Genomic DNA, 255 nt, shown 5'->3' on the forward strand with positions numbered 1-255 from the left:
GGCTCGGCCAACCATGCTTTCGGTGTAGCCTGTTATGAGAACGGGATTGGTCAAAAGTTTACCCGGGTTGCCCGTCCGTAGACCAACGGTAAGGCGGAACGGGTTATCCGCACCCTGATGGAGATGTTGCATGAGAAACAGTTGTTTGACAGTCCGGAACACCGACGAAAGGAGTTGTGCCGCTTTGTTAATTTCTATAACACTGTGAAGCCGCACCGCAGTTTGAACGGCGATACGCCGTTTGAGGTCTTGCAG

General features: G+C 52.5%; 1 pseudogene. It reads left to right on the top strand.

Annotated elements, in window-relative coordinates:
- Nucleotides 1-255: pseudogene (locus tag ACTHTQ_RS11535) on the top strand (integrase core domain-containing protein); the annotation flags it as partial.

Source organism: Neisseria sp. P0020.S003, from assembly GCF_051957095.1.
GTDB lineage: Bacteria > Pseudomonadota > Gammaproteobacteria > Burkholderiales > Neisseriaceae > Neisseria > Neisseria subflava.